Annotated in this window: 15 protein-coding genes; 5 read left to right on the top strand and 10 right to left on the bottom strand. The window is 73.1% G+C overall.

Translation table 11 applies throughout. From position 1 onward, the window contains the following. Positions 1-2: 2 nt before the first annotated feature. The 6 genes from ACFXKZ_RS41410 to ACFXKZ_RS41385 form a co-directional block, all read right to left on the bottom strand. The gene (locus ACFXKZ_RS41410) at positions 3-5,495 is read right to left on the bottom strand and encodes a carboxyl transferase domain-containing protein (RefSeq protein WP_380009568.1); all 5,493 of its coding nucleotides are present in this window, start codon (positions 5,493-5,495) and stop codon (positions 3-5) included. Positions 5,496-5,800: 305 nt separating this feature from the next. After that, the gene (locus tag ACFXKZ_RS41405; RefSeq protein WP_380009565.1) at positions 5,801-6,400 is read right to left on the bottom strand and encodes a potassium channel family protein; all 600 of its coding nucleotides are present in this window, start codon (positions 6,398-6,400) and stop codon (positions 5,801-5,803) included. 85 nt (positions 6,401-6,485) lie between these two features. Continuing rightward, positions 6,486-7,859, bottom strand: a complete 1,374-nt coding sequence (locus ACFXKZ_RS41400; RefSeq protein ID WP_380009863.1) for a chloride channel protein — start codon at positions 7,857-7,859, stop codon at positions 6,486-6,488. Between the two features lie 132 nt (positions 7,860-7,991). Beyond that, positions 7,992-8,399, bottom strand: coding sequence for an SHOCT domain-containing protein (locus tag ACFXKZ_RS41395; RefSeq protein WP_380009562.1), 408 nt, complete (start codon positions 8,397-8,399; stop codon positions 7,992-7,994). Positions 8,400-8,910: 511 nt separating this feature from the next. Continuing rightward, positions 8,911-9,093, bottom strand: a complete 183-nt coding sequence (gene dmpI, locus ACFXKZ_RS41390) for a 4-oxalocrotonate tautomerase DmpI (protein ID WP_380009559.1) — start codon at positions 9,091-9,093, stop codon at positions 8,911-8,913. Between the two features lie 112 nt (positions 9,094-9,205). After that, on the bottom strand, positions 9,206-10,123 hold the full coding sequence (locus ACFXKZ_RS41385) for a LysR substrate-binding domain-containing protein (protein ID WP_380009556.1): 918 nt from the start codon (positions 10,121-10,123) through the stop codon (positions 9,206-9,208). A 205-nt stretch (positions 10,124-10,328) separates the two neighbouring features. Here ACFXKZ_RS41385 and ACFXKZ_RS41380 point away from each other — a divergent pair, with 205 nt between their 5' ends. Beyond that, positions 10,329-11,771 (top strand): pyridoxal phosphate-dependent decarboxylase family protein, encoded by a 1,443-nt coding sequence (locus ACFXKZ_RS41380; RefSeq protein WP_380009554.1) that lies wholly within the window; start codon positions 10,329-10,331, stop codon positions 11,769-11,771. 152 nt (positions 11,772-11,923) lie between these two features. Here ACFXKZ_RS41380 and ACFXKZ_RS41375 read toward each other — a convergent pair whose 3' ends face one another. Continuing rightward, on the bottom strand, positions 11,924-13,369 hold the full coding sequence (locus ACFXKZ_RS41375; RefSeq protein ID WP_380009552.1) for an MFS transporter: 1,446 nt from the start codon (positions 13,367-13,369) through the stop codon (positions 11,924-11,926). 136 nt (positions 13,370-13,505) lie between these two features. Between ACFXKZ_RS41375 and ACFXKZ_RS41370 the strand changes: the two genes are divergently transcribed. The 3 genes from ACFXKZ_RS41370 (at position 13,506) to ACFXKZ_RS41360 (ending at position 15,289) form a co-directional block, all read left to right on the top strand. Continuing rightward, positions 13,506-14,117 carry a TetR/AcrR family transcriptional regulator C-terminal domain-containing protein gene (locus ACFXKZ_RS41370; protein WP_380009549.1) on the top strand — a complete coding sequence of 204 codons (612 nt, stop codon included), beginning with the start codon at positions 13,506-13,508 and terminating at the stop codon, positions 14,115-14,117. Positions 14,118-14,289: 172 nt separating this feature from the next. After that, positions 14,290-14,784, top strand: coding sequence for a MarR family winged helix-turn-helix transcriptional regulator (locus ACFXKZ_RS41365; RefSeq protein WP_380009546.1), 495 nt, complete (start codon positions 14,290-14,292; stop codon positions 14,782-14,784). A gap of 43 nt (positions 14,785-14,827) precedes the next feature. After that, positions 14,828-15,289, top strand: coding sequence for a cupin domain-containing protein (locus ACFXKZ_RS41360; RefSeq protein ID WP_380009543.1), 462 nt, complete (start codon positions 14,828-14,830; stop codon positions 15,287-15,289). Between the two features lie 27 nt (positions 15,290-15,316). Here the strand turns inward: ACFXKZ_RS41360 and ACFXKZ_RS41355 are convergent, their stop codons facing one another. Then, entirely contained in the window at positions 15,317-16,369 is a 1,053-nt protein-coding gene (locus ACFXKZ_RS41355; protein WP_380009540.1) for an RNA polymerase subunit sigma-70, read from the bottom strand. Positions 16,370-16,870: 501 nt separating this feature from the next. Next, on the bottom strand, positions 16,871-18,175 hold the full coding sequence (locus tag ACFXKZ_RS41350) for a sensor histidine kinase (protein ID WP_380009537.1): 1,305 nt from the start codon (positions 18,173-18,175) through the stop codon (positions 16,871-16,873). Positions 18,176-18,570: 395 nt separating this feature from the next. Here ACFXKZ_RS41350 and ACFXKZ_RS41345 point away from each other — a divergent pair, with 395 nt between their 5' ends. Continuing rightward, a complete protein-coding gene (locus tag ACFXKZ_RS41345; protein ID WP_380009534.1) occupies positions 18,571-19,224 on the top strand; it encodes a hypothetical protein in 654 nt (217 codons plus the stop codon). A gap of 362 nt (positions 19,225-19,586) precedes the next feature. On the opposite strand, the gene ACFXKZ_RS41340 is transcribed toward ACFXKZ_RS41345, so the two are convergent. Beyond that, positions 19,587-21,080, bottom strand: a complete 1,494-nt coding sequence (locus ACFXKZ_RS41340; RefSeq protein ID WP_380009531.1) for an amidohydrolase family protein — start codon at positions 21,078-21,080, stop codon at positions 19,587-19,589. Between the last annotated feature and the right edge of the window lie 78 nt (positions 21,081-21,158).

Here is a 21,158-nt window from a genome sequence, read left to right as displayed (position 1 = left end):
GCTCAGCCCGCCGAAGCCGCCGAGCCCGAATCCGCCCAGTGCGTCGCGATCGCCTCGATGATCCGCGGCCGCAACTCCCGTGCCTCGATCACCGCGTCGACCGAACCCACCTCCACCGCACGGCGGATGTCGTGGACCCGGTCGAACTCCGCGGCCACCTCGCCCAGTTTCTCGGTCCGCACCGACGAACGCAGTTCGTCCAGCTCGGCGGTCAGCGTGGCCCGCTCCGCGCCGGAGGCCGCCGCCGCGCGCGACTCCAGGTCGCGCACCCGCGGGTCGGCCGCGGTGCGCGCGTTGACGTCACCCGCGAAGACCACCGCCGCCGCGGGCGCCCCGCCGAGGACCGACGCGAACGAGCCCTCGATGGCCAGCACGGTCATGTTCGGGTTCAGCGCCTTGGAGAAGACCACGAACGCGCCGCCGTGGTAGCGCGAGATCACGCAGAACACGATCGGCCCGCGGAAGTTCACGATCGCCCGGCCGATCTCCGCGCCGTACTCCAGTTGCAACTTCCGCATCGACTCCGGCGAGCCGTCGAACCCGGACAGGTTCGCCAGCACCACCAGCGGCCGGTTGCCGGACGCGGCGTTGATCGCCCGCGCGGCCTTCTTCGACGACTGCGGGAACAGCGTGCCCGCCGTGTAGGTGGCCGGCCCGTCCGTGGGCGGGAAGCCGCGCCGCGGCACCGCCCGGGACTCGATGCCGAGCAGGCACACCGGCATGCCGCCCAGGTGCACGTCCTGGACCGCCGCCGTGTCCGCGTCGGCCATGCCCGCCCAGCGCTCCAGGACCGGGTGGTCCTGGTCGGACAACGCGCGCATCACGGTGCGGATGTCGAACGGCTTCTTGCGGTCGGGGTTGGCCTCGGCGGAGAAGATCTCCCCGACCGTGGTGAAGTCGCTGCCCTCCACCACGTGCGGGAAGCTCGACACGTCGCGGTCCGTCGGGTCGGTGGTGCCGGTCCGACGCGGCGCGAGTTCGCCCGGGGCGACATAGGTGTGGTCGTAGTGCGACATCAATACGTCACGCGCCGCGTTCAGGTCCGGCGCCCAGTACTGCGCCTGCCCGTTCGGGCCCATCACCCGGTCGTAGCCGCCGATGCCGAAGTTGTCCTCGGCCGACACACCGCCGGAGAAGTCGAGGGCATGCTTGCCGGTGAGCACCATGGCCGAGTCGGGGGTCATCACGAGGATGCCCTTGGTGTGCATGAGCATGGTGGCCTCGGCATTCCAGTACGGCTGTGCGCCGACGTTGATGCCCGCGACCACGATGTTGATCTCGCCGCCGTCCTGGGTGAACGTGACGATGCGCTTGAGCGCGGCGGCCACCCAGTCCATGTTCTCCGTGCCCGACTCCATCGAGATCCGCGCACCCGACGACAGCGCGTACCACTCCACCGGCACCCGCATGCGCTCCGCCAGGTCCAGCGCCGCGATCACCCGACGGCACTCCGGCTCGGACAGCGCCCCGAGCGACTTCGTCGGGTCGCCGAGCAGAACCACGCGGGTGACACCCTCGGGGTGCCGCGCGGTGGCGGTGCGGACCACACCCGCCACGATCGCAGCGGAGTTGGTGCCCTTGGGCCGCTCGACCGGCACGAGGGCGTGCTCGTCGTTCAGGTCGTACTCGACGAAGTCACCGAGGCGGTCGGTGAGTTCGTACGGGTAGACGGTGTTGCGGCTGCTCGCGCGCAGCACCTTCAACCGGTAGCCGTCCAGCGGCTCGACCGGCTCGTCCGACGGCTCGCCGATGGTCAGTTCGGTACCGCCGGCGGCGTCGAACGGGATCCGTACCGCGATCTTGGTCAGCTCGCCGGTCTGCGGGTCGCGCTGACGGGCGATGAACAGGATCTCCTCCAGGCCCGCGCCCGCGGTGGTCGGCCGCACGCGCCCGGCGATCATCTCCATCTCGGCGTGCGTGAGTCCGCTCGGCGGCCACACGTAGACCACGACCCGGTTGGTGTTGAAGCGCTTCGCCGACGGTCGCCGGGACTGGGCGCGGCGGATCGAGTCGAGGCACGTGGCGAGGATGTCCTCGGCGGTCGGCAGGGCGACCAACCTACCCTCGTGGTCCCGGAGTTCGGTGAGGTCGCGGACCTGGGCGAAGGCGACCAGGCGGTCGTCGGCGGGGTTTTCCCGGGCGACGCACTGGAAGAGGTAGACCTCCTCGTCCGAGGACGGCAGCCGGGTGAGGTCGAACTTGCTCAGCCGCTCCAACTGCATACGCTGCGCGATGTACGGGTGCAGGCCCCGGATCAACCGCTCCTCGACCATCCCGGTGTCCGACGGGCGGAACGTGAAGTGGTGGTGCATCACCGCGCCGCCGCGACCGGCCACCGTGGTGGTCAGTCGGCGGACCCGAGGCGGCAGCGGCTGCGCGGCCACCACCTCGTGCAGCGCGGCGGCCGTCGCGTCCGCGCTCTCCGGCTGGTTCTCCCAGGACAGGTAGATGTCCGCGTCGATCGGGTTGCCGTCGGCGGCCAGTTCGGCGAGGCCGCGCAGCGCGCCGCCCAGGGCCTCGAAGCCCACCGCGGCGGAGACCAGCGAGGAGCCGGCCCGCTCGGCGACCACGAATGTGCAGCCCGCGATCTCCCGGGTCCGGACGTCGGTGAGGCCCTTGTTGCCGTAGTAGCGCCGGGTCAGCACCTCCAGCATGGTCGCGTTGTCGAGGTTGTCGCGAACCAGCCGCTGCCCGAGCAGCCGGACCAGGGGCTCGGTGCTGCGCACCATCTCGGCGACCCGCTCGGCGCGGTCCGGGGTGTCCGGGTGCGCGTCCAGGTGCCGCAGGTGCTTGCGCACACCGGCGTACACGCGGGCGCGGTTGCGGCGCAGCAGCGGCCGGCCGAACCAGTCGTAGACCACGCCGCGCGCGAGGTCGGCGAGCACGGGGAAGCGGACCTGGGTCGCGGCGATCAGCCGCTCCAGGGCCAGACCCGCGGGCTCGTGCAGCGTCGCGTCCGGCGGCGCCTCGCGCAGCCAGGAGCGCAACAGGGTGGCGATGACGGCGGCGTCGGCGGAGGCGCGCTGCTGGGCGAGGAAGATCCGGAACACCGCGGCTTCGAGCTCCGGGCACGGCTCCGGCTCGGTGACGCCGTAGTGGGCCAGGGCCTTGGCCAGCTTGGCCCGGAACGCCGGGGGCAGTCCGGCGCGTTCCACGTCCAGGCTCTGCAGGTAGCTGTGGAAGTACTCGCGGGCGCTGTGCAGGTGGCCGTCGCCGCCGACGTCCTCGCCCGCGGGCCGGTTGCGGCTCAGTTCGGCGAGGTCGGTGAACATCTCGATCAGTTCGAGCTCGCGCACCAGCGGGCGGTGGCCGGCCTCGGCGGCGGCGGTGCGGGCGGCGAGGTAGTCGTCGAGCACACGGCGCTCGTCGTGCGGGTCGACGTCGAAGCCGAGCAGCAGGCTGCGCAGGTCCTCCTGGCCGCGCCGGGTGCGTGCGCGCACGGGGACGGTCTCGGGCGCGGCGGGCAGGTCCAGCTCGACGGACGCGCCGGCGGTGGTGTCCTCGGCCTCGCCGTCGTCGTCGGCGAGCGGTTCCAGGCGCAGCAGCGGGGCGCCGGTCTCCACCTGGCTGCCCACGGAGACCGAGCATTCCTTCAGGCGTGCCCGGAACGGTGCGCGCAGCACCGTTTCCATCTTCATGCTCTCCAGCACCAGGACCGGTGCGCCGGCCTCGACCTCGTCGCCGACCGCCAGGGGGGTGGCGACGACCAGGGCGGGGGCGGGGGAGCGTACGACGCCGCCCTCGTCGCGGCCGACCCGGTGGGTGACGCCGTCGACCTCGACCAGGTGCGTCGGCCCGTGCGTGGCGGTGAGCAGCCGGTAACGGGTGCCGTTGACCACGATCTGGCCGGTGTGCCGGTCGAACCGGTCGAGCTCGACATCGGCGGTACGCACCACCTCGCCGACCTCGATGCCGACCCGGAAGCGGTGCGCGCCGACGCGGGCGACGCGGACGCGGTAGCCGACGCCGCGCAGCTTCAGGTCGAGCGGTCGGCCGCTCTCGTGCTGGACCTGCGGTCGCCCGCCGAAGGCGGTGGAGAACAACCGCTGGCGTTCGGCACGCTCCTCCTCCTCGTACGCCTCGATGGCGGCGGCGGCGAGTGCGACGGCGGAGTGGCGGTGCGAGACGAGTCGGCCCTCGCCGCGCACGCGGTCGATCCAACCGGTGTCGGCGCTGCCGTCGATCAGCTCGGGCTGGTCCAGCAGGTCGAGCACGAAGCTCTTGTTGGTGGCGCCGCCCTCGATGATCACCGTGGTCTGCGCCATCGCCCGCCGCAACCGGCCCAACGCCTCGTCGCGGTCGTGCCCGTACGCGATGATCTTGGCGATCATCGAGTCGAAGTCGGCGGGGATGGTGTCGCCCTCGCTGACGCCGGTGTCCACGCGGATGCCGGGCCCGGCCGGCAGGTCCAGGCGGGCGATCCGACCCGGGGAGGGGGCGAAGTCGCGGTCGGGGTCCTCGGCGTTCAGGCGTGCCTCGACGGCGTGGCCGCGCTCGATCGGCGGGGCGCCTTCGAGCCGGCCGCCGCCGGCGATCCGCAACTGGGCCTTGACCAGGTCGAATCCGGTGGTGGACTCGGTGATCGGGTGCTCGACCTGGAGGCGGGTGTTGACCTCCAGGAACGCGAACAGTCGGTCGCCGGGGTGGTAGAGGAACTCGACGGTGGCGGCGCCGCGGTAGCCGACGGCCAGCGCCAAACGTTCGGCGGACGCCTTGAGTTCGGCCACCTGGTCCGGCGCCAGGACGGGGGAGGCGGACTCCTCGACGACCTTCTGGTTGCGTCGCTGGATCGAGCAGTCGCGCACACCCAGCGCCCACGCGGTGCCCTGGCCGTCGGCGATCACCTGGACCTCGACGTGTCGGGCACCGGTGACCAGGCGCTCCAGGAACACGATGCCGCTGCCGAACGCGCGCGCGGCCTCCTGGCTGGTGCGTTCGTAGGCGTCGACCAGCTCGGCGTCGCTCGTGATCACGCGGATGCCGCGTCCGCCGCCGCCGGCGGTGGCCTTGAGCATCAGCGGGTAGCCGATCTCGGCCGCGGCGGCCAGGGCCGCATCCAGGGTCTCCACGGCGCCGCGGCTCCACGGGGCGACGGGGACGCCGACCTCTTCGGCGATCAGCTTCGAGCCGATCTTGTCGCCGAGTTTGCGCATGGCCTCGGCGCTCGGGCCGACGAAGGCCACGCCCAGTTCGCGGCACAACTCGGCGAACGCCGGGTCCTCCGCGACGAAACCCCACCCGACCCACGCGGCGTCGGCGCCGGTGGCCACCAGCGCGCGCTCCAGGGCCTTCAGGTCCAGATACGGGCGCGCCGACGCCGGCCCCAGGTCAAACGACAGATCGGCCTCGCGCACGAAGGTGGCCGTACGGTCGACGTCGGTGTACAGAGCGACGGTCTCGATCCGGGTGCCGGTCTCCGCGGCCAGCTCCCGGACGGCGTGGATGAGCCGCATCGCGGCCTCCCCGCGATTGACGATGGCGACACGACTGAACACCCGACCGAACCTCCTGCAAACCAACGATTGTGCTCGCCGCGACGATGCGGCGACCCCCGACAGTGTTCACCATTCCGTGAACCGGTCGGCAACGCCATGTCGCGGGCAGTGCACACTGAGCGGCGCCAGTTGTAGGAAACATCCAAAAGGGCCGAACACCCCCGACCCGACCGGGGCGGATCCGACGGGAGAAAGATGCCGGTTTCCGGGGTTTGGTCCCTGGCTTGAAGTACACGGTCGATGTGGACTTCGATACATGCGCCGGCGAGGGGCGCCCGGACTCGACTTCGTCCCGTCGGACGGGACTAATCGATGGTGTCGGCGGCGTCGACGTGGCCATCGGGGGCCGCGGGCGTCGAGTGGCGGCGCAGGCCCTGTTGTACCGCGCCCAGAACCACCCGGGCGATCACGCCGACGGCGATCAGGTTCACCACCATCTGGACCATCGCCACCACGCGCGCGCTTTCGCTCTTCGGGGCGATGTCGCCGAAGCCGACGGTCGCGAAGACGGTGAGGGTGAAGTAGAGGGCGTCGGTGCGGGTGAGCGCTTCGGTGAAGGAGTCGGGTCGCTCGCGGCCGATGACGAAGTAGGTCGAGGCGAAGAGCAGGAGCAGGAACGGCAGTGAGACGGCCAGTGCCTCGACGGCGCGCACGCGCGGCCGCTCGGCGTGGGCGATGAGGTTCACCTGCCACACCACGAGGGTCGCGAACACGACGAGTCCGACGGCGAGTCCGATACCGGTCGCCGTGTCCAGACCCCGGTCCAGCGGCAGCACGTAGTAGAGGGCGAGCAGCAGGGTCGACGAGCCCAGCGCGCGCAATCCGCCGAACAGCGCGATGCGGCGCGTGGTGGGGGCTGGGGCGAGGTGCTTGGTGGCGCCTTCGGTCGGGCCGTCGAGCGTCACGATCCGCCTCCTCGGGGCTCCTCCTCGCGGCACACTCTAGATGGGCCCAGGGGAGATATCGGGGCAAAATGCTGCGTGTCGCGAGTCAGGACGGGTCGGCCGAGGCCGGAGCGGGTGGGCGGGGTGCCCACCGGGCGCGGGTCAGTTCGCCGACGACGAAGGCGACGACCGACGCGACGACCAGGACCGGTACCTGATCCGTGCCGTGATCACCGAGCAGCAGTACGGCGAGCACGGTCGCCGAGACCGGCAGCCGCAGTGTGGCCGAGCCCGCCGCCGCCAGACCCACCGCGAGCCCCGGCAGGGTGCCGAAGCCGGGAAGGTCCTGGCACAACAGCGCGGTGGCCGCGCCGAGCAGCAGCACCGGGAAGATCGGCCCGCCGCGCAGCGAGCCGAGCGAGACGGACCAGGCGAGCCCCTTGCACAGGACGAGCATGAACAGTGCGGACGTCGCCCACGAATGCGGGTTCGCCGCCAGCGTGGCCAGCGTCGACTGTCCCGAGAGCGCCGCCTCCTCGGGCGAGCGGCCTGTGCTCGCCGCGTATCCGGCCACCAGCGCGCCGACCACGATCGCGCACATCACGATCCGGCGGGTCGGGTGTGGCACGGTCCAGTCGGCGACGTGGCGACCGAGCGTCATCAGCAGCACCACCCCGCAGCCGATCACCGCCGCCAACGGCACACCCCACAGGAAGTCGCCCGCCCGCAACGGAGTGCTCGGCGGCAACGAGGGCAGCGCCAACCCGCCCGTGGCCAGGCCGCTCCACGCGCCGAACCCGGTGAACACCACCGCCCCGATGCCGCTCGCCAGCAGACACGGCAGGATCAGCGCGATCAGCCGGGGACCGCCGAACCCCGCCGCCTCGATGAGCAGTACGGCGGCGACCAGCGGGCTGCCGAACACGGTGGCGATCGCGGCGGCGGACCCGGCCGCCGCGAGCACCGCGACCATCTCGGGCGCGGCGGCGCGCCGGGCGCTGCGTACGGCGGACAACGCGAGGGCGCTGCCGATCGCCATCAGTGGGCCCTCCGGGCCCAGGACCGCGCCGAACGACAGGCTCGCCAGCGCCGCGACGACCACGCCGGGCAGCGCCGACGGCAGAATGGGCGGGCCGCCGAGCCCGTTCACGGGCAGATGCCCCCCGGCCCCGGGCAGCCGGGCGGCGACCCCGGCCACGACCAGACCGGCCACGGTGAGCAGGGGCAGCGGCCACCACCACGGCGCGACGGAGTAGCCCATCTCGTGCGGCAGGTGCTCCCACAGGCCCTTCTGCATCGCGTGTTCGAGCGCGACGAAGCCGAAGGCAGCCAGGGAGACGGGAACACCCACGACGGCGGCGACCAGCAGCAGTAGCAGATAGCCGGGTCGCAGAACCTCGGGCGACCCCCGCGTCGCGGACGCGGACGGTGCCCGGTCGGGTGGATCGGGTGGTGGCTCGGGCGGGGTACTCAAGGTCACTCCGGGGGTGGCGGCAGCGGAACGGCCATGCCCGTCCATGAGTACACACGGTGACCGCAGCCGCACCTCGGAGTGATTCCTTCGGGTCCGTCGGGGGCGGGCTCGGGCGCGCCGACGCGCGCCCGGCGTGGCTCAGCCGAGCACCTTCTGCTTCGCCTGCTGGAACTCCTCCTCGGAGATGGCGCCGTTGTTCCGCAGAGCGGCGAGTTTGTCGAGCTGTTCGACCGGACTGGCGCCCCGGTTCGTTTCGCCCGCGGAGCCGGCCGCGTCGCGGATGTACGCCCGGACCGCCGCGTCGTTCTCCTTCGCCTGGGCCACGTCGCGCCGGCTCATCGACCGGCCGCGCACGATCAGATAGACCAGCACGCCCAGATAGGGCAGCACGATCGTGAACACGAGCCAACCGGCCTTGCCCCAGCCGCCGAGGTCGTGGCTGCGGAAGATGTCGGTGATCACCTTGAACAGCAGGAAGAACCACAGCACCCAGAGGAAGAGCCACATCATCGTCCAGAACACGTTCAGCAGCGGATAGTCGTCCACGGGAACTCCACTCTTCGCAGTGCTGCGACCGGCGTCGTCGACGCACGGACGCGGGGGTTGCGAGCGGGCATCGATACGGGCTCGCAATTCAGACTTACCACCGCTTTCCGCTGCCGGCATCCCGTACCGCGCCCGGGGCATCTCCGGTCGGGCGTATGGGTTTGCGATCGTGGCCGGCCGGGTGCCGGACGAGTTGCGGCCGGTGGGGCGTACGACCGGCTCGGCGGGCGCGGATCTTCGGCGACGCCTACGCGGACTACGTCCGCGAGCACATCCTGGGCCCCGCCGGGATGACCCGCACCGGGTTCGCCCCGCTGGAGGTTGGCAGACCGACCCGACCCGACCCGACCCGACCCACGCGCACGCGTACGGGGAGCCGCAGGCGGACGGCCGGCGTCTCGACCCGACCGCCGCGATGCGCGGCGCCGAGATCGGGGGCGGCAACGGCGGGGTCGTCTCCACCGCCCCCGACCCGCGGGCGCCGACGGGCGCTTCGGGGGCCTTTTCGGCGCTACTTGTCGGCGGTGAGGGTTCCCGCGGCGCCCCAGCTGTCCGTGGGCGTCTCGTGGATCCAGACCTGGACCGCCTCGGCCGGGATCTGGTACGCCTCGACCATGGCGTCGGTGAGCCGGCGGACCAGATCGCGCTTGAGTTCGACGCTGCGCGGACCCTGCTGGACGGTGATGACGGGCACGACGGCCTCCTTCGGTGCGCCGCCGCCCGGTGATTCCGGGCCGCTGTGCGGCGTGGGACCACTCCATCGCAGGTCGCGGCGCGGACCCAGGGGCAATCGACACCGACAGTGATCACAAATCGTGATGAGTACCGAGCGTGGGCGGGTCGTCGTCCTGGGCCCGGCACGCGTCCAGGAGCGCGGCGAGGCGGCGGGCGGGGGCGTCGGGGCGGACCGCCAGGTAGGTCTGCATCGTCGGCACCGGGGCGGCGAACGGGCGGAAGACGGTGCGGGTGGTGGACAGGATCGCGGCCTTGCTCGCGTAGAAGACCGTCCAAGTCGGCGGCCCGGCGCCGATCGCGGCCAGGGTGTCCTGGTCGGTGGTGAACGTACGGCCCACCACCGGCTCGAACCCGGCCGCCCGACACGCGCCGACGAGCAGGTCGACCAGGTGGGGATTGTGCTCGCGGGGGACGATGCGCAGCGGCAGCGCGGCCAGGTCCGCGAGCGCGATCTCCGCGCGATCGGCCAGAGGATGCGCGGCGGGCAGCGCGACCACCAGCGGGTCGCGCCACACCGGCACCAGGTCCAGGTCCGGCGCCCGGTCCACTCCGCGCACCAGCGCCGCGTCCAGCGTGCCCTCGCGCACCTGGCGCAGCCGGTCGGCCGGCGGCAGGCTGACCAGCTCGACGCCGGTCTGCGGGGCGCCCTCGGCCAGTGCCGCCAACAGCCGATCCAGCCGGGTGCCCAGCCCGACGTTGGTGCCCAGACGCAGGACCGCGGCCTCCTCGGCGCGCAGGGCGGCCATCGCCGCCAGGCCCGCGCGTTCGGCGGCGAGCAGCGCGCGGGCGTGCGGCAGGAACGCGTCGCCCGCCGCGGTGAGTGTGACACTGCGCGTGCTGCGCTCGAACAGGGTCACCGCCAACTCGCGCTCCAGGCGCCGGATCTGTTGGCTGACCGTGGGCTGCACGATGTGCAGCCGCTCGGCGGCCCGCCCGAAGTGCAACTCCTCGGCCACCGCCACGAAGTACCGGATCTGGCGCAGCTCCATGCCCCGTGCCTCCGCACCGCGCGTCGTTCGTGATCGTCGACGAGTGTACGAACCCGGGCCCGCCCGGGCGGCGCGGTCACACGGATGCCGCAGGGGCGGGCATGATCGCCGCCCGGTAGGGAACTCTCCGCACCCGTCCGTACGCGCAATCGCAGGGCGTCCGCGGCGTGGAGCGGGCGCCGGCCGTCGTATCCGGAGGCACACCATGGACACTCGTCGCCGGCTGACCGAGGCATTCGACACCGTGTCCGCGTGGGCCGACGCCCATCGGGAGGCCCCGCCCGACGGGGCCGGCGAGCGCGCCGGGGACCGGTTCGAGGCGCACCTGGCCGCGCTGGCCGAGCATCTGCGCGGCGGCCGGCCGCTCCCGCACCCCGCGTACGCCGGGCACCTGGTCAAGCCGCCGCACCGGGCCGCGGTGGCCGGTCGGCTCGCCACCTCGCTGGTCGGGCCCGAGGACCGGGTGTTCGACGGCGATCCGACCACGGTCGCGCTGGAGGAGGAGGTGATCGCCGACCTCGCCGCGATGCTGGGGCTGCCCACCGCCCACGGACACCTCACCTCCGGCGGGGCCATGGCCAACCTGGAGGCGCTGTGGGCGGCCCGCGAGGCGCACCCCGACCTCGGCATCGCGCACGGCGCCGACATGTATCCCGCGCACGAACACATGTGCGCCGTGCTGCGCACCCCCGCGTACCCCGTGCCGACCGACGCGACCGGGCGGATGGACCCCGACGCACTGGCGCGGGAACTGCGTCGGGAGCGAGTCGGCACCGTCGTGGTCAGCGCCGGAACCACCACCCTGGGCGCGGTGGACCCGATCGCCGACATCCTGCCGCTGTGCCGGGAACGCGGGGTGCGGGTGCACGCGGACGCCGCCTACGGCGGGTTCTTCACGCTGCTCGTGGACGCGGACGAGCTGCGCGCGACGCCCGCGGCCCGGCATCTGCGCGCGCTCGCCGAGTGCGACTCCGTGGTCGTCGATCCGCACCGGATCGGCCTGCACCCCTCCGGCTGCGGTGCGGTGTTGTTCCGCGAGCCGGTGACCGGGGTCGGCGCGCGGCGGGATCCCCGGGCGGGCGACTTCTCCTCCGACGTGCCGAGCCCGGGCGAACTCGGCCTGGACCGTGCCCGCCCCGGCGCCCTCGCCGCGGCCCTGTGGTTGACCCTGCGCGCCCTCCCGCTCAGCCCCGAGGGGGTCGGCTCGGGGCTCGCGGCGGGCCTGCGCGGCACTCGGCAATGGTGCGAACTGATCGAGGCCGAACCGGAGTTGATGCTCTTCCAGCGACCCGAGCTGGACATCCTGACCTATCTGGCGCTCACCGGCGAGCGGCACCCCCGGATGTCCCAGGTGGAGGCATCCAGCGGGCACATCCTGCGGGCCGGCACCGCCGGTGCCGAACCCCTCGCGCATCCGAGCCACCTGAGCACACTCTCGGTGCGGGTCCTGGACTTCCTGCGCCGCCACCCCCGGGCGGTCGCCGATCGCAACCGCACGCGGGTGTTGCGCAGCGCCCTCCTGGACCCCGCCGCCGAGTCGCGTGTGCACGACCTGCACGCCCGGATCACCGCGCTGGCCGCCGCCGCGCCGCGCCGGGCGAGTGGCCCCGAGCCGGGCGCGGCGGAGCCGGTGACGGCGCTGCCGTAGCGGGTTGCAGTACCGCCGTCGCGCCACGTACGGGCCCTCCCCGCCGGGCCGGGCCGGGCACCGGGACTCGGACCGGGCGCGGGGCCGACCGGTGCGATCCGGGTGACGTGTCGGCGCGGGTGTGACCCCGGCGGGGAGGGCGACTTCCGGCGTCAGGGACGCGGGGGGCGGGGCAGGAGCAGGGCCAGCGGGACGACGAGCAGGATGAGGAAGCCGTCGACCGCGAATGCGGTGTGGTAACCGTCCAGCACGGCGGCCGGGTCGGTCGCGGAGTCCTGGGCGGCGACGGTCACCAGTACGGCCAGGCCGAGCGCGCCGCCGAGTTGGCGGGCGGTGTTGAGCAGACCGGACGCGGCGCCCGCGTCGCGGGCCTCGATGCCGGCCGTCGCGGCGACGGTGACGGGCAGCAACATCAGGCCCACCCCGGCGCCGGCCACGACCGAGCCGATCACAAAGCGCACCGGGAAGCCGCCGTCGGCCGGGAGCCAGGCCAGGAACAGCACACCCACGGCCGCCGTCACCGCGCCGCCGGCCAGCAGCGCGCGCGGGCCGAGCACGGCGATCAGGCGATGCGCGGCCATCCCGGCGGCGAGCATCGTCACGGTCAGCGGCACCATCGCCCCGCCCGCGCGCAGCGCCCCGTAGCCGAGGATGCCCTGGAGGTAGAGGGACATGAAGTAGAGCGTGGCGGTCATCGCGGAGCCCAGCACGAGCATCATCAGGTTGCCGAAGCACAGCGCGGGCAGCCGCCACATCTTCAGCGGCACCAGGGGGCGGGCCGCGGCACGTTCGATCAGGACGAACGCGATGGTGCACAGCGCGGCGCCGGCGAACGTGCCCAGGACGCCCGGCGAGGTCCACGAGTGGGTGGTGGTACGGGAGACGGCGTAGCCGAACAGGCCGGTGACGCCGGTGACGGCGAGCGCGCCGCCGACGTCGATCCGGCGCCGCTCGCCGGGGTCGGCCGCCGGGGTGGGCGCGAGGCCGAGGCCGGCGGTGAGCAGCAGCGCGACGCCGACGGGTGCGTTGACCAGGAAAACCCAGCGCCAGCCGAACTGCTGGGTCAGCACCCCGCCCAGGACCAGTCCGGCCGCGGCGGCGACACCGCCGGTCAGGCTCCACAGGGTCAGCGCCCGGCCGCGGCGGATCGGGTCGTGGGCGTAGCCGGCGGCGATCAGGCTCAGGCCGTTCGAGGCGAGCGCGGCGGCGCCGAGCCCCTGGGCGACCCGGGCCACCAGGAGGGTCGTGGTGTCCTGCGCCACGCCGCCGAGCACGCCGGCGGCGGTGAAGATCAGCAGGCCGGTCTGGAACATCCTCTTGCGGCCGAACAGGTCGCCCGCGCGGGCGGCGACCACGAGCAGGCCGCCGAGGGTGATCAGGTAGGCGTTGACCACCCACTGCTGCCCGGTGTCGCTCAGGTCGAGCGAGGCCCGCAGGTCCGGCAGGGCCACGGTGACGATGGTCGAGTCGAGCACGACCATGAACTGCGCCACGCAGGCGACCAGGGCGATCACGTCGCGCCGGGCCGGGGGGGTCGGGCGTGGGGCGGGTTTCGCGAGCGGGGGCGCGGCGTCCGGTCGACCGGGACTGTTCGCCATGGGGACTCCTGGGAGTGGTGGATAGCATGGAGGCAGATGGAAACGCCGTTCACCGTGAACGATGTTCACAGTGAACGTTGTTCACGTTAGGATCGGATCACGAGTGCTGTCAACGGCACGGAAGCGGGAGTTCTCGATGTTGCGACGGCCGGATGTGGTCAAGGGCGCGCTCGACCTGCTCGACGCCGAGGGGCTGGACGGCCTCACCATGCGCAAACTCGGTACCGCGCTGAATGTGCAGGCGGGGGCGATGTACCGGCATTTCCCGAGCAAGGAGGCGCTGCTCGACGCGATGGCGGAGCAGCTGCTCGAAGGTGTCGCGGCGCCGCTGCCGGAGGCGCCCTGGGACGAGCAACTGCGGCTGCTCGGCGGCCGGTTGCGCGGCGCGCTGCTCTCCCGGCGGGACGGCGCGCGGGTGGTCGCGGGCACCTACGTGCCGGACGTCAACACCAACTCCACGGGCCGGTTGGCGGTGGAGGTGCTGTGCCGCGCGGGCCTCGCCCCGGAACAGGCCGGGTGGATCACGTTCGCGATGTTCTACTACGTCCTGGGCCACACCATCGAGGAGCAGGCCCAGTCCCGCCTGGCCGAATCCGACGACTGGGCCACGCGCCGGGCCGCCGCGGGGCCCGAGGAGTCCGCCGCGTTCGAGAAGGCGATGTCGGCGCTGGTCGGCGCCGACCCGGCGGAACGCTTCGCCTACGGCCTGGACGTCTTCCTGGACGGCATCGCCCAACGACTGCCCTGACGCCCGAATCGAGCGGTCGAGGGGTCCATGGCGTCCTCTCTGCCTGCCCGAACGGCCCTTCGGTGGATGAGAGTCGTGGATCGGGCGGGCGTCACCCGGGTTCCGGCATTTCCCGCCGTACGAGTTCGGTATTGTAAATTTATTGTTCACTGGTTAACAGTTGGGAGTGGATGTGCTGCTTTCCCTGGCGGAGGTGCGGGCGCGGTGGGCGGCGGAGCATCCCGGGCTGGATACGTCGCCGATGGAGATCGTCGGGCTGATTCGGCGGATCCATCTGTTGCACGAACGGGCGTTGCGTCCGCTGCACGAGGCCGCGCCGGTGACGCCGCCGGAGCTGGATCTGCTCATTCCGCTCCGGCACGCGCCCGGGCCGGTGATCGCCCGGCGGCTCGCGGCGAATCTGGGCGTCTCGCGTGTGGCGGTGAGCAAGAGCCTGGCCCGGCTGGAGGAGCGCGGTCACATCCGACGTACGCCCAGCGCGGTGGATCGCCGGTCCGTGGAGGTGGTCATCACCGACGCGGGTCGGGCCGCCGTCGACGCACTCTTTCCGCGCCTGTTGGCCCGCGAGGTCGAACTGCTGGCCGGGCTCGGCGAGGACCGCGAGGCGGTCGTCGCCGCATTGACCCGGCTGGCCGAGGTGTTGGCGGCCGCCGATCCCGATCGGTGACCGCTCCTCGCATCCGTACCCCTTCCAGAGACGGGACTTTCTCATGACGGACGAGCGATTCGTCAAGCTCCACCCGGGCGAGCGGCGACCCGGGCGAGTGCCGCTGCCGCCGCCCTTCCGGGTGATGGCGCGGACCGAGGACACCGAGGGACGCCTGTCGGTACTGGAGGTGACCCTGGTTCGGGACATCCCGCGCCACACCCACCACCGCGCCGACGAACTGATCTACGTGCTGGAGGGCGAACTCGGAGTGCACTTCGACGGCGAGGACACCTCCGTGCCGGCGGGGTCGTTCGTCCTCCTGCCCAAGGGAGTTCCGCATGCGCTGAGTCGGGTCGGCCAGGCCCCGCCACGGGTGCTCCAGATGTCCTCGCCCGGCGGGTGGGAGTGTTTTCTGGAGGACATGTTCGAGGCCGGCCCCGACGTGCTGCATGCCGACGGCGCGCTCGACCCGGGCCGGATCAACCCGATCGCGGCGCCGCACGGCATCGAATACGAGGTCTGACGAGGACGCCTCGGCGCGCGGGCCTGGTCAGTGGCCGGCGACGCGGCCGGCGCACTCGTGGTTGGCGGCGGTGATGTCCGGGATTGTGCCGAGGCCGATCGTGGTGAGCAGTTCCGGGCCGAAGGTGATGATTTCGGTGATCAGGCCGTTGTCGATGCGCAGTACGTCGAGGGTCGTCGCGGTGAACACGCCCAACCCCGGCCGGCGGACGTAGTGGCCCACCGCGGGTCGGCGGTTCATCGCCAGCGGCAGCGCCTCGCGGTCGGCATGCCCGGGGGCGTCGGTGGGGATGGGCCGGCGCACCTCGACGATGGCGCGGCGGCCGGTGTACACGAGCCGGGCCGGGGGGATCGCCTGGCGGGCGTCTGCGTGCAGCAGCGCGGCCAGTGCCGCCGGGTCGGCCCGGCGGGACGCGGTGACGTAGCGCTCCAGGCAGGTGAGTTCGGCGGCGTCGGGCCCGGTCGGCCGGTCGCGATTCGCCGCGTCGTGGTCGGGCAGTTCCTCGCGCAGGGTTCGTCGGGCCCGTTGCAGGGCGCTCTTGACGCCCGCGACGTTCATACCCAGCGTGTCGGCGGTGTCCGCGGCCGGCCAGTGCACGACGTCGCGCAGGATCAGCGTGGCGCGTTGGCGGGGCGGGAGGTGCTGGAGTACGGCCACGAAGGCCGGGTCGACGGTGTCGCGGTCGGCGGCGGCCCCGCCCTCGAGTTCGTCCGGGAGGGGCTGGAGCCAGGTGACCTCGGCGAGGGCCGAATGCACCGGTTCACCCGCGCCGTTCGTGGCGATCGCGATCTCCCGTCGGCACTGCGCCAAAGAGGCCGGCGCGTCCAGGCACGCGTTGGTGGCGATCCGGTACAGCCACGACCGGAACGGCGCGTGCCCGGTGAACCCCCGGCGCGCCCGCCAGGCCCGCAGCAGGGTCCGGTCGAGGACGTCCTCGGCGTCGGTGCACGAGCCGAGCATGAGATAGCAGTGCACGCGCAGAGCGTTGCGGTGGTACTCCGCCAGTCGTACGAACGCCTCCTCGTCCTCGGCCCGAACCGCTGCCAGGACCCCACGCGCTACATCGTCGGACGTACTCACATCAACCTCACAGCCTCCGCCGACCCCCCTCGGAGCGCCGAACGGTCCAGTCGCGAGCCCGATTTCCCGGCACGCGGCCCCCGCCCCCGACATCCGGGACGCACGGCCTGCGCCCGGGAGCCGGCGGGCCGGCGGGACCGCCGAAGCCGTCGGGACCACCCGGCCGGGCGGTCGACCCGGCGGGCGGCGGTCTGCGCCGCGCCTGCCGGCAGACCGGCACCCGGCGGCGCCGACGGTTCGATGCGGACGGAACTCCCCCGTGTGAGCTCCGGTCGGGCACACCGGGGGACGGCGGCCCCCAGGTACCGACCGCCCACCGGTGTATGCGCACGACGGTAGGCAACCGACGCGTGTCCGAGCGTCAAACGCTCGGTGGGGATTCGGGGAGTACCAGGGATGCAGAGGTGGGCCGCGACGGTCAACCAGCGTGGTAGGCAAGCCCGGGCGTTCCGGGACGTATCCGTCGTGCTCCCGGCGTTTCCGCGTCCCCGTCGCGCCCGTTCAGCCGCGCCAGTCGGGGCCCTTCGGCGGGAGCGGCACGCTCGCAAACACCCGGAATCCGCCGCCCGGGCACGGGCCGACCTCCAGCGTCCCGCCGTGCAGCGCCACCCGCTCCCGCATGCCCGTCAGGCCGTAGCCGCCGACCACGCCGGTCGCGGGGATGTCGCCCGCGCCGTCGTCCACCACCTCGATCAGGACGCGATCGGGCAGATGCCGAACCTGGACGCACGTGCGCGCGTTGCCCGCGTGTTTGCGGGTGTTGGTCAGTGCCTCCTGGACGATCCGATACAGCGTCAGACCCGTGGCCGGGGGCAGCGGTTCACGCTCGCCGTGCTCGCGGTACTCCACCGGGAGGCCGGCCGCGCGGGACTCGGTGATCAGCCCGTCGATGTCGTCCATCCCGGGCTGGGGCTCGGAGGGCGCCTGCTCGGGACCGTCGTCGCTGCGCAGTACGCCGAGCAGTTGGCGCATCTCGCGCAGCGCGGCGCGCCCGGACGACTCCAGGGTGAACAGCGCCTCCCGGGCGGTGTCGGGCTGACGTTCGAGGGTGGCCCGGGCGCCGCCGGACATCAGGTACATCGTGGTGATGTGGTGCGCGACGATGTCGTGCAACTCCCGGGCGATCCGCCGGCGCTCCTCGGTGACGGCCCGATCGGCGAGCAACTGCCGGTTGAGCGCGACCTGGCCCTGCCACTTGGCGGTGCCGAGTCCGACGCCGACGATCAGGAGGGTGGCCAGCAGGTCGGCGCCGACCATCTGGACGAATGTGTCGGAGTCGTACGAGTCGCGCAGCGCCTGGACGGCCAGCGCACCGCAGCCGGCGATCCAGAGGTCGCGGGTGCTGCCGAAGCGGGCCACGGTGTACAGCGCGACCAAAAGGGCGCCGCCGTAGGAGTGTGTGGTCGCGGTGGTCATCACGACCAGGAAGCTCTGGGTGACGACGACCGCGGCGAGCACGCGCATCGGATGCCGGCGCCGCGCGGGCAGGATCATGGCGGCCACCAGGGCCAGCGCGATGCCGACCGGTACGCGCCTGGGCTCCATGCCCTCGTCCGGGATGAGGTAGGCGAGGGTGTCGATCACGCCGGCGGCCAGCGATACGAGCAGGTTCACGCGGTGCCGCACCAGGAAGGCGATCGCACGGTTGGCCCGGAGCCGCTGCCAGGCGGCGGCGCCGGGCTTCGGGACGGTGCGCCGGCGGTGCGCGGGTGCGCGTGGATCGCGCCTCGCGACACCCTTCGTCACGCGCGGTGCGGCGGCGGGTGCCGGCGCGGGGGGCGCCGCCAGGCCGTGATCGGACCCCATGCTCGGGTCTCCTTCGATTGTGCAGGTGGACGGTGAGCGTGGTGGGTGGGGGTCGGGGGCGGGTCGGGGCGTGGTAGTGCGGGGCGAGCGCCGCGCGGGTGCCGGGGCGCGAGTATGGAGCGTCCATTCCATTTCACCGCCTTCGGCGGCCTCGGCGGGCCGTTCGGCAGACGATCTCGACCCGGGACCGGGGTCCGGCGTCGATGCCTGACCGGGACTCAGGTCCGGGGTCGGGGTCATCCCTGGGGCCGAGGGAGGTGGGTGAATTTGGGCGGATCGGGGTGGGGCAGGCGTACAACGGGCCCGGTCGCTGCCCGCCCCCACCCACCGCCGGCCGGCGTCGTGTCGGTGTCGTTTCGGTGCCCGCCGAAGTGTTTCCGGGCCACGATGGCCGCATGACGTCGCGAAACCACGCCTTGCTCGCCGATCCCGCCTACACGATGCCGGTCGTACCCGACGCAGCGCCTGCGGGCGTCGCATGGTTGCGCGCCTCGGTCGCCCGATTCAGCGCCGGCGCCGTGCACGAGCGGCGGCGGGCCCTGGTCGTTGCCGACCTGGACCGGATCGATCCGCAGCACCTCCGGGAGCGGGCCGCGCGGGACGGCCGCGGGCCGGTCGAGGTGTTGGCCGAAGCGCTGGGCCTGCCCGGCGAACTCGCCGCGAGCATCGCCGCCGACGTCGCGGTGGTGGCGACGGCCTACCAGCCGCACACCGCGATCACGGCCGAGGCGGACCGGGCCGTGGCGCGCCTGGTCCGGGTGTGCGGCGGCGTCGCCGACGAGGCCACCGCCAACCGCATCGGCCTGCTCGTCCAGGCGTGCGACGCGACCAAGGCCCTGGTTGCACACCTGGCCTCCGGCCGCAGCGACCCCCCGGTCCCCCGCACCCGCCGGGTGGCACCGGACGGCACCATGATCGAGATCGACCTCACCGAGACCCCCTACGGCCTCGGCCCACACGCCTGCCCCGCCCACACCCACGCCCAATCCCTCGCATCAGGCCTACTCGAAGCCCCCACCCCACAACCCACCGCGCCCACCCCGACCTGACCCCCACCGGCGCGTCAGCGCCCCCAACTCCGGCTGCCCGCGTGATCGACGCGCGAAGCGCGGAGAGCGGCGGAGCCGCGAAGTCTGGGTCGGGTGGCCCGGAGCGAAGCGGAGGGACACCCGACCCCGAGCGAGGGGCCGCTTTTCTGCGGAGGAGCGAAGCGGGGGAGCAGAAAAGTGGTCCCTCGCGAGCCGGCGCGAAGCGCCCAAAAAGAAGCCACGCTGCCGACACGAGTCCGTCCCCCGACACGCTCACGCCGCGATCGGGGCCGCACGCCCCCCGCGCCCACGACTCCGGCTCCCCGTCGCGCCTCACCCGCGTCCCGGGCCCGCGCGCTCCGACGCCCACGCCCCTGTCGGACTCACGCCCGTACCGGCCTCCCCGGCAAAGCGTCCAGGCACAACGCCCCGTCCTGGACCACCGGCACGCCGCCGACCAGGACATGTGCAAAGCCCAGCGAAGGACGCGTGCTGTGCTCATACGTCGCCCGGTCGGTCACCGTCTCCGCGTCGAAGACGATCAGGTCGGCGTCGCAGCCGACCTGCACCCGGCCCTTGCGGCGCATCGCGGGCACGCTGTCCTGGAGGATCCGGGCGGGCCCGAAGCTGCTGCGGGAGACCGCTTCCAGGAGGGTGAGCGCGTCGAGTTCGCGGACGTAGCGGCGCAGCACCTTGGCGAACGTGCCCGCGGTGCGCGGGTGGGTGACCGCCGTCGGGGGCAACGGCCAGGCCAGCGGGTCGGGTTCGCCGTTCGTCCAGGTCAGCGGCATCGCGTCGGAGCCGACCACGGTCGAGGGGTGGAGCAGGGCCCGGTCGATCAGGCCCTGTTCGAACGGGTCGGCCTCGTTGAGGAAGTGCGCGATGGCCAGTCCCGCCGGGTCCTTGGCACGCACCTCGCGCAGCCGTTCGGCGTTCGCCATGCGCTCGCCGGTGGCGGCGTAGACGATGCCGTCGGGGGTGAGGCCGGTGGCGGCGAGCAGCTCGGGGGCGAGGAAGGCGGCGCCGATGGCGGTCATGCCCGCGCCGTACGGGTACGCCTCGGTGGAGATCCGGCCGCCCTCGGCACGGGTGTCGTCCATCAGCTGCATGACCTTGTCGCTGTGCAGCCGCGAGGTCGAGGTGATGTGGCAGAAGTGCGCGTGTACGCCGGTCTCCGCCGCGGCGCGGGCGATCTCCTGCGCGCCGTCGATCGCGACGTCCGGGAACTGCTCGACCAGGTCCCGGGCGTGCGTGTAGGTGGGGCGGCCCGATTCGGCGGCCAGGCGGGAGACGGCCAGGTACTCCTCCGGCCGGACCCGCGGCGCGTAGCCGACCACGACGCCGATCCCGAGGGCGCCGGCGGCCAGGTCGAGGCGGAGGAGTTCGAGCATCTCGTCGACCTGGGTCCCGGTGGCCTCGCCCTGCCAGGCGGGGTTGCCGAGCAGGCCGAGGGCGACGTGCATGCCGCCGCCGTGCGGGAGGCCGCCGACGGCCGCCATCCGGGCCTGGCACCACGACGCGGAGAAGCCGTAGTTGAGCGGACGGCCCTCGGCGGCGGCCTGGCGGTAGCCCTCGTCGACGGGCGAGAGGCCGGCCTCGAGGTCGAGCGCGGTGGTCACGCCGTCCATGGCCTGGAGCCGGTGGCCGGCCACGTCGTGCGAGTGGCTGTGCATGTCGATGAAGCCGGGCGCGACCACGAGGCCGCGCACGTCGACGGTGCGCCGGCCGACCAGCGGGCGCGCGGACACGGCGGTGATCGTGCCGCCGGTCACCCCCACGTCGGCGAGTGCGTCGTGCCCGGTCTCGGGGTCGAGTACCCGACCACCGCGCAGCACGAGGTCGTGGATCTGGGACGGTGGCCCGGCGGTTCGCGTCATGGCCACACGCTAGGAAGCCACCGGGTGCGGGTGCGTTGTCGGCGACGCCGAAATCTCCCACACGACTTCGTGGCCGGG

The sequence above is a fragment of the Embleya sp. NPDC059237 genome, from assembly GCF_042754105.1.
Taxonomy (GTDB): Bacteria; Actinomycetota; Actinomycetes; order Streptomycetales; family Streptomycetaceae; genus Embleya.
This window is presented reverse-complemented; position numbering and strand designations above follow the sequence as displayed.